Annotated in this window: 13 protein-coding genes; all 13 read left to right on the forward strand. The window is 55.1% G+C overall.

Annotated features, from left to right (window positions below; translation table 11 throughout):
• Window position 1: 1 nt before the first annotated feature.
• Complete coding sequence (locus E6C55_RS25400) at window positions 2–1120, forward strand: SAF domain-containing protein (RefSeq protein ID WP_136372636.1); 1119 nt, start codon at window positions 2–4, stop codon at window positions 1118–1120.
• A gap of 13 nt (window positions 1121–1133) precedes the next feature.
• On the forward strand, window positions 1134–1859 hold the full coding sequence (locus E6C55_RS25405; RefSeq protein ID WP_136372637.1) for a hypothetical protein: 726 nt from the start codon (window positions 1134–1136) through the stop codon (window positions 1857–1859).
• Window positions 1849–2673, forward strand: a complete 825-nt coding sequence (locus tag E6C55_RS25410) for a hypothetical protein (protein ID WP_136372638.1) — start codon at window positions 1849–1851, stop codon at window positions 2671–2673. The genes E6C55_RS25405 and E6C55_RS25410 overlap by 11 nt, the downstream gene beginning before the upstream one ends.
• A 5-nt stretch (window positions 2674–2678) precedes the next feature.
• Entirely contained in the window at window positions 2679–4547 is a 1869-nt protein-coding gene (locus E6C55_RS25415; protein ID WP_136372639.1) for a P-loop NTPase family protein, read from the forward strand.
• A complete protein-coding gene (locus tag E6C55_RS25420; protein ID WP_136372640.1) occupies window positions 4537–6603 on the forward strand; it encodes a hypothetical protein in 2067 nt (688 codons plus the stop codon). Before E6C55_RS25415 ends, E6C55_RS25420 begins: the two co-directional genes overlap by 11 nt.
• Before the next feature lie 80 nt (window positions 6604–6683).
• Complete coding sequence (locus tag E6C55_RS25425) at window positions 6684–7163, forward strand: ABC transporter permease (RefSeq protein ID WP_136372641.1); 480 nt, start codon at window positions 6684–6686, stop codon at window positions 7161–7163.
• A gap of 61 nt (window positions 7164–7224) precedes the next feature.
• Window positions 7225–7626: a hypothetical protein gene (locus E6C55_RS25430; RefSeq protein ID WP_136372642.1), complete on the forward strand. Its 402-nt coding sequence runs from the start codon at window positions 7225–7227 to the stop codon at window positions 7624–7626.
• A complete protein-coding gene (locus tag E6C55_RS25435) occupies window positions 7623–8171 on the forward strand; it encodes a hypothetical protein (protein WP_136372643.1) in 549 nt (182 codons plus the stop codon). Before E6C55_RS25430 ends, E6C55_RS25435 begins: the two co-directional genes overlap by 4 nt.
• A complete protein-coding gene (locus E6C55_RS25440) occupies window positions 8158–9135 on the forward strand; it encodes a hypothetical protein (RefSeq protein ID WP_136372644.1) in 978 nt (325 codons plus the stop codon). Before E6C55_RS25435 ends, E6C55_RS25440 begins: the two co-directional genes overlap by 14 nt.
• Before the next feature lie 36 nt (window positions 9136–9171).
• A complete protein-coding gene (locus tag E6C55_RS25445; protein WP_136372645.1) occupies window positions 9172–10803 on the forward strand; it encodes an RCC1 domain-containing protein in 1632 nt (543 codons plus the stop codon).
• 16 nt (window positions 10804–10819) lie between these two features.
• Window positions 10820–11863, forward strand: coding sequence for a DUF916 domain-containing protein (locus E6C55_RS25450; protein WP_136372646.1), 1044 nt, complete (start codon window positions 10820–10822; stop codon window positions 11861–11863).
• A 67-nt stretch (window positions 11864–11930) separates the two neighbouring features.
• Window positions 11931–12557 carry a WxL domain-containing protein gene (locus tag E6C55_RS25455; protein ID WP_136372647.1) on the forward strand — a complete coding sequence of 209 codons (627 nt, stop codon included), beginning with the start codon at window positions 11931–11933 and terminating at the stop codon, window positions 12555–12557.
• Between the two features lie 124 nt (window positions 12558–12681).
• Window positions 12682–13794: a copper amine oxidase N-terminal domain-containing protein gene (locus E6C55_RS25460; protein WP_230986854.1), complete on the forward strand. Its 1113-nt coding sequence runs from the start codon at window positions 12682–12684 to the stop codon at window positions 13792–13794.
• Window positions 13795–13800 lie beyond the last annotated feature (6 nt).

Below are 13800 nucleotides of genomic sequence, written 5' to 3' on the forward strand. Positions count from 1 at the left end.
CATGTACCGGCATCGCAAATGGATCGTCATGATTGCGATCGGCATCGGTTTTCTGCTGCTGGTGGCAGCGCTGAGCTTTTATATGCGGCAGCAAACGGCTCAAAAGCGGGAACTGCGGGAGCAACTGGAGGAGCAAACGAGGGCCGTACAAACGATGGAACACGTGGCGAAGAAGCGCGTGCTGGTTTTGACGCATGCCCTTTCATCGGGAACGATGATAAGGGATACGGATGTCGCGATCGCAGAGGTGCCGGAAGCGCAAGCGGCGCTCGACAGCTTGAGCGAGAAAAGCGCGGCGGTCGGCAAAACAGTGAAAATCGATTTGCCGCAAAGGATGACGCTGACCGCATCCATGCTCGCGGACGGACAACCACTCGCATCGGACGTACGAGAGCAGGAATTCAACGTGATCCAACTGCCAACTAATTTGAAAAAAGGGCAGTATGTCGACGTGCGGATCGGATTCCCGACGGGCGAGGATTTTATTGTGCTGAGCAAAAAGCGGGTCCGGGATTTGTCCGGCACGATCGTTTGGTATGACATGAACGAATCGGAAATCTTGTTGGTCTCCAGTGCGATCATCGATGCGTATTTGCAAGGAGCGCGCCTCTATGCGCTTCCCTACATCGAACCCGGCATGCAGCAGGCGGCGGTGGCAAACTATCCGGCCAATACGAAGGTGCTCGATCTGATGGAGCGCGATCCGAACCTATTGGAGACAGCGAAAACGGAACTGGCTCGTCAATTGCGCGCCACGTTGAACGATAACCTGAAAGCCATGAGCAAAGCGGACAAGCAGCAGGTGATCAGCGGCAACACCACCGTGCAGCAGCAACTGCAAAACGAACGGGTCATGACCGAGCAGAACAACGGTTTTGTCAACCAAAGCGCGCAGCAGCCTGTAAATGTCGGAAGCACGAATAGTTCCGGTGTGCCGGATTCGACAGACTCTTCGACTGCCCGATCCGAAAAGCCGCCGGCAAATTTGCAGGGAGACGACACAACAACGGGCAATCTCGCTCCCGATACCCCCGATGTTTCAGATTCTTCAGACGTCACCCAAAACTCAAATGCTGACGATCGATTGCAGGATGTGTTCGAGCAATCCGATGCCGGGTGAGGAGGAGTCCGAGATGAAACAGGCTCTGTTTCTGGGAGCGACGGAGAAAAGCCATCTGTTGCTGACGCTCGGCAAGCTGCTCGTGCAAGCGGAATTGCGCGTGTTGCTGGTCGATTCCACAATCGCCCAAACGATTCATGGCTATCTGCCCGTATCGGATACGAGGCCGGGATCTTTTGTGTTGGAATTTGAAGGATTGGACATCGCGGCGGGCTTTATCAATCGTGGACAACTGGAACGCCATTTCCGTCAACAGGGCGGGCAGATGACGGATTACGATGTGTTGCTGCTGGATACGGATCATACCGAGTTCGTCAAAGGGTGCGATCTGTCGGACATGACGCTTCGCGTTTGGTGCGCCAGTCCGGATAGACGGATATTGAGCAAAAACGCGGAGCTGTTGCAGCGGCTTTGTTTGGCGGAGGCTGCTGTGCAGCCGGTGCCGTTTGTCAAATTGGTGCATCCGTTTGTACCGACCGCGATCCCGGAGGCTTACTTCGACGCATTGCAATCCGCCGAGACGCTGCGTTGGGGGGATTTGGAACTGCGTATTCCGCTGAACGAACGGGACGTTATCGCTCGCTTCGAAAATCAACATCATGCTCGAATCGCCGCGAAACGGTTGTCCGGCCCCTATGTGCAGGCGGTGATGGCCTTGGCTAAAGCTATTACCGGTTTCGAGGACCGCACGATCAAAAACGCGTGGCGGCGCATGAGGAGGGAGAAGCGTGGGACATAGCGTAGTGTTTTGGAGTCCGGTCTCCGGACAAGCGGGCAATACGTCCAATTTGGCCGTGATCGCCGGATTGCTCGGCTTGGAATACTCCGCGCGCGTGCTGCTGTTCGGCCATGCGCAAAGCCGCCGCGCCGCGCTGGAGCAGGCGCTGCTGCCCCGCAAGCCGGAAGAGGCGCGCGGCGACGATATCGGCATAGATGCGTTGGCCCGGCTGGTGCGGCATCGCAAGCTGCAGCCGGGGATGATCGCCAATTACACGCTGCCGCTGCTGCAGCATCGCCTCGATCTGCTGCCCGGGTCCGATCAACCGGACAAAGCATGGATGCCTTCCATGAAAACGGAACTCCAGCCGCTGCTGGAAGCGGCCAAACGCGGCTACGATCTCGTTTTGATCGACGGCGGCAACGGCACGGGTTCCGGCTGGTCCCGGCAATTGCTGCAGCAGGCGGACGTGGTGATCGTAAGCCTGAATCAGAATCGGTTGCTGTTGGAACGCTTCTTTCACCAACAACTCGACAGTCTGCCGAATGTCCACCGCCTGCTCGTCCTGGGGCAGTATGATGCAGAAGCCAGCCAAACGTTGAAAAATACAGCCCGGACGTTTGCCCTGCGAGAGCCGCTTTATGCTGTGCCGCATCGGGCCGGGCTGATGGATGCGCTGCAGGCGGGACAGGTGCTCGACTTTTTGTTTCGCAACCGCCGGGTGCCGCGTGACCACGAGCATCATCTCTTTATGAAACGTGTCCGGGAGTTGGCGCAGGCCGTCGTTGCGGCATGCCATTTGGACAAGCCTTTTTTCGGCGGAAAGGAGGGATAGCGCGAATGGCGCTCCTTCATGCGTTGCTCAGCTTCATGCTGCTTGCGCTGGTTGCTGCGCTCCTGTATGTCCGATTAAGCGGCCGCGCCTCTGAAAAGCCTCCGACGGAGCGGGCTTATACGACTGCGGCGATGACGGATTACGTCAAGCAGGCGCTGCATGAGATGACAAGCAGCAATTTGTACGATTTGGGCTTGTCGGAGGAGGAGTTTCGACGCCGCAAGGCCAAGCGCGCCGAGTTGAAAAAGGCGCTGCGCGGCTGCACCTCCGGGGATTTGCGGGACAAGGCGTATATCAAGCAGTTTCTGGTCGACTTGCTTGTTCGTCAGTATCAACTGGACGAGACTGCGATCAATAACGTGATTCCATTCGACGATCCCTATGAGTTGTCCGCGCAAGACCAATTTGAAATTTTGCTTCATGTATATAAGAAGCGATACCGGTACGACGCGCTAAGCGAATTGATTCGCAAATACGGGTTGGACCGGCCCAAACTGGGGATCGAGGACGGGCAAACCGAATCGTATCGCATTACCGCTGATGACATCCACGACATCTATAAAAAAGAAGCGCGGCGGTTGCATATGGATGACAAGCTTCAAATTGTCGCCCAACGGATTTACCAGCAATACAAAGGATTTAGCGTGGTGGATGAGATTCGGGATATGAAGATTGACGGCGTATCGGGCGGGGTGTCCGGCTTGCCGCCCGCCGTATGGGAGGGGGAGTGGGAATTCGACTCCGACTCGCTGCTGCGCGAGGTTCCGAAATCTCACGACAGCGTCTGGATGTTTTACAAAGGCAAATCGATTCATTTGAGCTTTCTTTCCTTCGGTTCAGAGCAGGAGCTGAAGCGCGTCTGCCAAAACGTATACAAATACAACTTCCCCGGCCAATTGTCGGAAGCGAACGGCTATAAGGTCAATGAAATGGCAGACGGCTCCCGGGTTGTCGTGCTTCGCCCCCGATTTTCGGAATCGTGGGCATTTTTTGTGCGCAAATTCGACGTGCAGAGCGCGACGCTCGAGCAGCTCATTGGAGATGACAACGCCGAACTGCCGATTTCGCTCATTGCCTATCTGGTCAAAGGCGCACGCATTACCGCCATTACCGGCGCGCAGGGGAGCGGCAAAACTACGCTATTGATGGCGATGGTCAAGTATATTCCCGCTACCTTTCCGATTCGCGTTCAAGAAATGAGCTTCGAATTGCATCTGCGCAAAATCTACAAGGACCGCAACATCTTGAGTTTTCGGGAGACGGAGACGATCAGCGGTCAGGACGGGCTCGACGTGCAGAAAAAGACGGACGGGACCGTCAATATTCTCGGCGAAGTGGCGACCGATCCGGTCGCGGCCTGGATGATTCAAATGGCGCAGGTGGCATCGCTGTTTACGCTATTCACGCATCATGCCAAAACGTTCAAGGACCTGGTGTTCTCGTTACGGAACTCCTTGCTCAAAACGGGCATGTTTTCCAATGAAACGGTTGCCGAACAGCAGGTCGTCAGCGTGATCAACTTCGATATTCATCTAAAGCGGGATATCGACGGACATCGGTATATCGAACGCATTACGGAATGCGTGCCGCTGGAGCAAGCCACCGATTATCCTCAAACCTTCCGCCAAGCGGGAACGCTGGAGGAGAAAATGACCGCCTTTATGGAAACGGCAGCGGAATACTTTCGACGATCGACGGACCGAACCGCTTATGTCGAACGCAATATCGTGGAATACCGAAACGGGCATTATGTTGCCGTTCATCCGCTGTCGGAACGCAATCGCAAGGAGATGGCGGAGCATTTGACCGTTTCGGAACGCAACGCATTTGCTGCGTTTCTGGCCGCGCATTGGGAGGAAGCGAATGGACATTAAATCGATGCTGTCGATTGTGCTTGGCGCGGCGGTTCTCTTGTTCCTGGCCTCCCTGTTGCTGTTGACCTGGTTGTCCCGCGCCAATACCGGGGTCGGATCGGTTCGGGAGTACGAGACGCTCCGGCTTCCCGGTAAAGCGACGCGCAAGCAGAGGACGGCCAGTCTCCTGCAGCGCATGTATACCCTAAGCGAACGCTTGCCGCTGCTTTGCACCTATCTTCATTCGATTCGCAGGCGGCTGACCGCCCTCCAACCTTATGACGAATGGAAGCTACGGCTGGAAACAATCAAGATTGCTTTAATAGCATGGAGCGTGCTGGCGATTGCCGTCATTGCCGTTTTGTGGTGGATCCGCGATCCGCTAACCCTTGCAATGGTGCTGATGGGCGTATGGGTGCTGCATGGCATGGTGGCAGACGTGTTCGTCCATCGGTTGGAGAACAAGCTGTTGCGTCAGCTTCGGCATTTTATGGCCGATATCCGGCATCATTACCATCGGCACGGCATGGTGGACGAAGCGGTGTACGAAGCAACGGACAGCGCGCCTTACGAAATGGCATTGCACGGGCAAGAACTCCATGCGCTGCTGACGGACAGCCGCCCGGAAGAACGGCTGGAGGCGTACTACGAGACCGCGCCCAACCGATTTTTGAAGGGATTGGCGGGCATGTCCCATCTCGTCAAGGAATACGGCGACAAGCAACTGCCAACCGGCTCGCTTTATTTGAAGGCGCTCGGCAAGCTGACGACAGAGTTGAATCTGACGCTGCTTCGCCGGGAGAAGCTCAGCTATTTGTTGCAGGGGTTGACAGCGATTGCGCTAGTGCCGATGCTGTTTACCAAGCCAATCGAAGCATGGGCGCGGCATTATTTCACGGCACTTGACGATTTTTATGCCAGTACCCTGGGATGGGTGCTGAAAGCAGGCTTACTCCTGATCATCTTTCTTTCCTATGTGCTGCTCCGGCAAATGCAGGAGCTGGACGGGAGGCAACGAGCGCCGCGCGGCAAGCCCTGGGAGCAACGAATTTATGAGCTCGCGTGGGTGCGCCGATGGATGGAACGATTTCTGTCGGGCATACGACCTTCAGCCCGTCAGCATGTGTTGCTCAAGGAAACGAATTCGCCGTTGCGCCTGGAATGGTTTGCCGTCCGGCGTGTGGCGGTTTGTCTGTTGGCGTTTGTTCTGGCGCTCGGCTTTTTTGTTGCGCTGCATGCGGCTGGCCATCATCGAATCTTGTACGCCCCGGCTCAAACGAGTACGCTGTTCGGACGGCTGTCCCCGGAGGAGGCAGCCCAGGCCCAGGTGGAATCGGCGGAAGACCGGCGCATTCTGCAACGTGTCAGCGGCACACGGGACAATCCGTCGGTTGCGGTATTGCGCGAATTGCGAAAAGATCCGCAGTTGGCAGGAGATGAGACGCAGCTGCGCGCCGCCGCGCAGCGCATTTTGGGAAAAATGGATGCTTCGCGCGGCAATTATTTAAAATGGTGGGAGGTGATGCTGGCGTTGCTGGCCGGTTGGGGCGGTTATTTCGCTCCGTTCGGCATTTTGCTGTTCCAGCGACAAATGCGGCAGATGGAGCGCAAGCATGAGGTGGATCAATTGTACGCGGTGATCGGCATGCTGGCCGAAATGGAACGCATGTCGGTCGAGCATCTGCTGGAGTGGTTGGAGCGGTTCGCGCTTGTTTTCAAAGAGCCCATACAGACGTGTCTGCTGCATTACGAGCAAGGCGCGGAACAGGCGCTGGAGCAACTCAAAACGGATGCGCCGTTTTTGCCGTTCGCTCGGCTGGTAGAAAAGCTGCAGTTGGCGGTGGAGCGGATTCCGATTCGGCAAGCGTTTGACGATCTCGAATCCGAGTACGTCTTTAATCAGGAGCAGCGCAAGCAAGAATACGAGCAACTGATCGACAGCAAAGCGAATTGGGGACGGATGATCGGTTTTGTGCCGTTGATGGCGCTCATTTTCGGTTATCTTGTTTTGCCGTTGGTGTACGTCAGCTTGTCGCAAATGTCGGTGTATTACGAACAGATTCAACGAATTCAATAAAATCGTTGTGCTTACCAGCCCTTGTTCGCGAGGGCTGTTTGTGTTGTCCTACAATTCACTCAAAAGGAGAGAGAAACCGTATGTCCAATGCACAGAAGGCGCTTGTCATGGCTGCGGGAACGTTTTTGGCGATCGCATTGATTACGCTGGCGGTGGTGCTGTTCGTCTCCGCCCAGGATTCGACCAAGGCGGCGCAAAGCAACTTCAGCAACTTGCAAACCGAGCTTTCGCAAACGGCCTTTACCGTTTACGACAATACGACGCTGTCCGGCAGCCAGGTCGTCAACGCCCTGCGGAAGTTTACGGATCAGGACCAGTTCGGCATTCAAATTACGACGGGGAAAAATCCGGCGGGGCAGTGGTACGGGAAAATCATCAATATCGGCGTCCCGCTGGAGAGCGTGACATACGGCTCGGTGGACGGTGAAGCGTCGGGAACGCTGACGCAAGTGATGGACGAGACCAATATCAATTATGTCAATCCGAACGGCAAATTCCGTTCTCAGTTGGTCATGGACCGCAGCAACGTCATTCGCGGCATCGTCTTCCACCAGCTGTAAGATGGCGCAAGCAGCCTGCGCTTGGCCGCAGGCTGTTTTCCGGAGGGAAGGAGAGGAGGATTTGAACACATCCGTACGTTCGATGATCGAAATGAGTGCCGCATGCTTGCTGTTTTTAACGGCGATTACAATCGGATTATTTTTGTTTCAACGAGGAGCTGCCGCGCTGGATACAGCTTTTGTGTCCGGCCGACAGCTGGATCGCAGCATCGCGTCCACGTTATCGCCCATTGCCGGTGACGGCATGGTTTCCGGAGCAGAGGTTTTGCAGACCCTGGCTCAAATCGATCAAGTCGGTGCTGAGGTTGTCGTGGACGGCCGCACCTATCCACCGACGTTGGAACGGGATCAACTGACCGCAACCGAACTTGTCCTTGCCGGTCGTTATCGGGCTGAAACCGAGCGGGACGGATCGGGAGCGATCATACGCATTCGATTCGCGCTTCAGGGAGGTGCGAGATGAACGCCCTGATCAAAATCTTCGCGGTGTTCGTCGCAATTCTTCTATTATATATCTTTCCGATTTCGGCGGCGTTCGATCAGCAGGATGACGTATCGGAGTTGGTCGTTCTGCGGGCGACGACTTCCTTTGTCGATGCGGTCACAGACAAAGGATACCTGTCCCCGACGATGTACAACGATTTTATGCGGGCGATTCAGGAGACGGGAAACAGCTTCGACGTACAGATGGAGCATGGGCAAAAGACATACGATCCGGTTTACACCGATCCGGCCGATCCGAATACGTTTACCGGCGACTATGCCGTTCATTACAATACGTTTTACAAGACGCAAATATTGGCGGTTCTGTTTCCGAACAGCGCGGCGGGCAAAGACGATCCGGCGCGCCGCTACCGGATGCACGAAGGCGATACGTTTTATGTGACGGTTCAAAATACGAACCGGACCAACGGAACGATTTTGCATGATTTTCTCAATAACGCCAACAGCCCGAATGAAAAAATCTTTATTCCCTACGGAGGCGTCGTTCGCAATGAAAATGATTGAATGGGCCTTGATCGGGGCGCTGCTGCTGCTTCCGTTTTTCGTTGCCAACCGGCTGGATACGGAAGCACAGCGGAAAACGCTTGTGACGGAACTGCGCTACGACGCCGCCTTGGATACGGCGGTGGATGATGCGGCTCGGGCGTTGCTCATTCATGCGAATCCGCAACAGGACGTACAATACGAGTCTGCCAAACGGGTGCCCGTGAACAAGGAAGAAGCGATGGAGACGTTCCAACGAACCTTGTACATGAATTTCGGCATTGCGGACGATCGGATTGCCCAAGGGGTACTGGACCGCTATATTCCGGCTGTGGTGGTCATCGGTTACGACGGCTTTTGGGTGTATGGCGAGGAAGAAGTCCGCAGTGACTCCGGCGAAACGGAACTCAGGCGCGTTTGGGGACCGAAGAAGCCGTTTGCCTACCGCGATGCGCAGGGCAACAGTCTGGCATTTACGCTGGACGATCGGGTAACGGCATATGCGGCGGGCAGCGCTTCGTGGCAGGAAGGCTTGCGTTCGGAGATTCAGGCGACAACACCGATTCCGCTGCTGCAAGACGCCGAACGGTTTGAACAAGTCCGTCGCAATACCATTGTAAATGCCGTCCAGAACGAACTGGCCTACCGGATCAATCGGTACAACCGGATGACAGCCCGCATCGGGGTGGCTTACACGTTCACGCTGCCCACGATTAGCGAGGAAGAATGGAACAACTCTATCGACGATGTCGGTGTCATGGCTTTCCTGCAGGGCATTCCGATCGGAAGCCAAACGTACAACAATTATGCGCTCGGCGGCAGCCGGTTACTCAAAAGGACGAGCATTGTCGGCGCGTTGAAGGGCACCAGAAAAGTCTATTATCGCAGTTCCTGCGGCTATCCTTTTCCGGCGGAAGAAACGTTTGCCAACGAGAATGCCGCTGCGCGTAAAGGGTACATGCCGCTGCCTTGTCCTAGCTCGTGACGTAGTTGTTCATCGATAGAAGGGGGATGCCCGGATGTGCGTTACAAATTGATGGTATGCGTTTTTCTGCTGTTTGTCGTTTCCTCCTCCACCGCACTGGCGGTAGGGCCAACGTATATCCAAGCTTGTGGCGGCAGCCATTTTGCGTTGGCGCTTAAATCAGATGGAACCGTATGGTCCTGGGGGAGCAATGCCGAAGGACAGCTTGGTTTTGATTCCGGAGGAAGCAATGTCGCGTATCCGGTTCGAATTCAGAGTCTTGATCAAATTACGGAAATCGCCTGCGGCTTACAATCAGGATACGCTTTGCAACAGGATGGCTCCGTATGGGCATGGGGACGAGGAGCTGAGGGACAACTGGGGCTTGGCAACATGAACCAGATCAACGAGCCCAGTCTGCTGTCGTTAACAGGCGTAGTAAAAATCGAGGCAGGAAACGATTATGTACTGATGTTATTACATGACGGCAGGTTATGGGCAACAGGTCGCAATAACAGGGGACAACTCGGGGATGGGACAACAACCGACAAAGCGTCTCCCGTGCAAGTGTCAGAGCTGTCCCATGTAACAACGACGGCAGCAGGCGGAGCGCATAACCTCGCCGTTACTGCAGATGGGCGTGTATATGCTTGGGGAAGCAACAGCTATGGTGGCATCGGCAACGGAGAAGCCGGGCCACCCGTCACGATCCCGTACCTGCAAAGCGATCTAACCCAAATCATCAGTGTCTCGGCAGGTATCGATTCTTCCTTTGCGCTTGACAATGCGGGAACTCTATGGTGCTGGGGTGTGAATACCTATGGTCAGTTGGGTCTCGGAGATACGGATAGGCGATATCAGCCCACCTTGCTGCCGCTTGAGAACGTGGCTTCCGTAAGTGCCGGCCATGACTTTTCCTTTGCCCGGCTCACCAACGGACAATTGTGGGGTTGGGGGTCCAACTGGAGCGGCAAGCTGGGAGATGGCAGCGGGACCGATCGTCATGCACCTGTACGTTTACAGCTTGCAGAAGTGCTGTTTGTAGGCGGCACCAAAGGCGACTTTTTTATGGCCGGAACCGATTCGGGCTTGTACAGCTGGGGAAACGGAGCGAGTAGCGTGCTCGGCAACGGTGGCGGTTCGAGAGATGTACCCGGATTGGTCGGCGGTCCGCTGCTTGCCACGTATTCGCCTGCCTATTTTTCACCGGTCACTCTTCCTGCCACTCTTCAAACGTCGGCTTCCATACTCGTTCATTTAACGGATTTACGAGGTTATAACGCAGGCTGGACATTGAATATCTCGGCGACGCCATTCTCATTAACGAGGCTTGATCCGACGACCGGATACACCCACCTGACGGTGAACTTTCCGGCATCCTGCTTGACCCTGAGCGAAACGGAGCCGCTCCTTGTTCTCAATGGCATGGTGGCCGATCCTGTTCACGGGCCGAAGATGCTCCGATCTGAACAAACGCTTGGAGCTGCCCCGGTTCCCGTCATACAAGCTCAACCGGGATTCGGAACAGGCATGTACCAAACTCGGCTGCAACTGCGTCTGGCGGTTCCATTGACGGTACAGGTTATTCAAGTGGAGAGCGGATCCAGGTATACACCCGGCGATACGGTCGGTCTCTTGACCGGGATATATACCAGTACCTTGCAACTGACCATGATAAGCGGACTGTAGGAAAGGAGTTTATAAGATGTGGCTGCGACTGTTGCTGGCGGCAACGTTTTTTTGGCTTGCCAGCGGATTCTCAAGCCCTGCGGATAGACAGCAGTTGATCATTAGCGGCGATGCCGATCGCATCCATTCCGAACTGGGCGCTTATGTCGAGGAAGCCGTTCCCGGAGAAAAACGGGTGTACACCGTTGAGGTCGCGAATCCCACGAGCGAAGAAATTACGGCGTTGTTATATGTGGCGGATGCGATGCCTGCGATAGGCGGCGGCAAGGACTTTACGCTGCCGAGCGATCCCGATTTCGGCTCGGCTGCGTGGTATACGACGCCGGACCGCAGCATCACGCTCCAAGCAGGCGAGACCCGGAGCTTTACGATGGAACTGCAAATCCCCGATCAGTTACAACCGGGCCAGTACGTGTCGGTCATTGGCGTCTATGACGATCATCAGCAAGCAAGGGAGACGGCGGTTCAGGGGGAGGCGCGCTTTATGACCCGCGTGGTCCGCAAAACCGGATTGCAGGTCGTGCTCGACTACAAGCTGACCGAAGCCAAGCCGCCCGAAGCGATTCCGCATGCGGCCGCCTACACGCTGGAGAATGGGAAGGCGTTTCTGACGATTTTGCTGACCAATGAAGGCGGCAGCTTGTCCAAGCCGGGCATGTCGGTGAGTGTCAAGCGGCAGGACGCCTCCGGCGCGCCGCTTTTTGCGTTCGAGGCGGCTTTTGACTCCATATACGCGGGCACGGTCGCTTCTTACAGGGCCGAACTCAGCCGACCGTTGCCGCCCGGTTCATACACGGCGGTGGTGAAAACTACGCTGGGCGACCGATTGGAGCAGCGGTCATTGACGTTCGATGTGGCCGGAGAAGACGACCGATCCCGATGGGCGAGTACGCCGTCAGGAAACGTTATTCAGGTGGATGAGGACGGAATTCCGCTCCATTCCACTTTTTGGGGATGGCGTTCCTTCTGCGCAGGGGGAGGACTGCTGGTTCTGATCGTGTTCGTCGTTGCGCTAAGAAAGAGGGCTTCGAGCCGACGCCGCGCCAACGAGCGATCTTAAACGCCATGCTGCGTCACACGATGCGGCATGTTCATATAAACTACTTTTGGAAAAGGAGACTTGATCCATGTTCAAGCTAAACTTCAAGCAGAAGCTGGGCTCCTTTGCTCTGATCGCCGCGCTCCTCGTGCCGACTGCCGCTCAAGCGGAAACCGTATCGATCGTTGCCGGTGCCAACACGTCGGCGCAGACAGCGATTTCGTTCAGTCCGGTTACGTTCGATCTCCATGCCGATCAGCTATCAACGGCTTCCAACGGCATTACCGTCGAGGACAGCCGCGGCAGCGGCGCGGGATGGTCGGTTTCGGTATCGGCCACCGATTTCGTCAGCGACCCTTTGCAAGACCCGACCGCGTCGGGAACCTACACCGTCAAAATTCCCGCCAGTGCCGTTTCAGTCATCGTGGCCACGCCGATTGTGGCGTTAAGCGGGCAGGCTGTCGATCCGACCTATGGCCCGCTTGCCTCTAACGGGACTTTGTCTGCCGCGCCGTTGAAACTGATGTATGCGGCTCCGGGGTATGGGATGGGCGTTTATACGACGGGCGTCTCATATTCGCTCGCTGTTCCCAAAACGGTCACGGTCGCCTCGGTCAGCAACGGGGCCAGCAAATACAAGGAAAACGACATGATCGGTACGGTCGCGACGACATATACCGCGACGTTGACCTTTACGCTCGGCTCAGGCGTGTAATGCGGGCAGACGCCTCTGTGTTCTGGGGAAACAGGGGCGTCTTTTGACAGAAGTCGGTGGACAGACCAAGGATTCGATACTATCATGTAGACGTAAGCAATGTTTTCCAAATCCTTCATAGGGAGTGAGGCATTTGAAAAAATATTCAATTTCCCTCCTCATGATGACGCTTTTCGGCAGTTTGTTCGTACTGACGGCAAACGGAGCGGTTCGACCGCCAACCTTTGTCAGCGTGGTGATGGACGGGCAAAAAATCTGGTTTCCCGACGCGCAAGCATACATCGATGAGAACAGCCGGACCTTGGTTCCGGTCAGATTTGTTGCCGAAACGATGGGGGCCAAAGTCGGTTGGGAGGCGGATACGAGGACGGTTCCAATCGAACGTGACGGTCAGAAGATTCTGTTGACTATCGGGGCGAATGAAGCCAAAGTGAACGACGATGACGTTTCTTTTGATACCAAGGCCGTCATGAGCGGCGGTCGAACCTTCGTCCCTTTGCGCTTCGTAAGCGAAGTGCTGGGAGCCAAAGTGGAGTGGGATGGGGACACTTCGACCGTTTTTATCTCCACCAAAGATGACAACGGCACGATGGATCCATGGGGACGGTTGATCCGCACGACCGACTTGCCAAAGAACGCAGCGGACTATCCGTATATTTTGGCGGATGTGCCGAATGCGATGTATGAAATGCCCTATCCTTATTCGCATCCGACGGACAGCAAAGTATCTGCGGTGTTATTTTCGTCCGTGCCGGAGTTTACCAAGGAGAACGTCGACCTATGGATGAACCGACTTCAAGTGTTCGGGGCCTTGTGGCTCAATGTGGATTACCGAACGATTGACCAATCTTGGGCGCAAGCCTTGTTTGAAACCAAAATGCAGAGTTCCAATGCGGAATTAAAATATATTCAGCAATATGTGGATTGGGTCAAAGAAAATCAGATACAAGTCGAGGGCTATCTTGATCCCGAACCGTCCATGATTTACAAGGATGGATTCGGAAATAATTATGTCCGGTCAAAATTCAGAATCAAATTCAATTCTTTTAAGGAAAACAATGATTTGCTATATGATGAGAGATTTCCAAATGATCAAAAATTTGATAAACAGGTATGGTACGTCGGATATGCCGATATTTCCTTATCCACAAATGTTGGCGGGAATTGGGGAAGTACATTAAAAGTAGATCCGGGAGCCAGTTTATTCCGCAATTATGTGATCAGAAAGGCGGACTAAAAAGAA

The organism is Cohnella fermenti, assembly GCF_004801405.1.
GTDB classification, from domain to species: Bacteria; Bacillota; Bacilli; order Paenibacillales; family Paenibacillaceae; genus Cohnella; species Cohnella fermenti.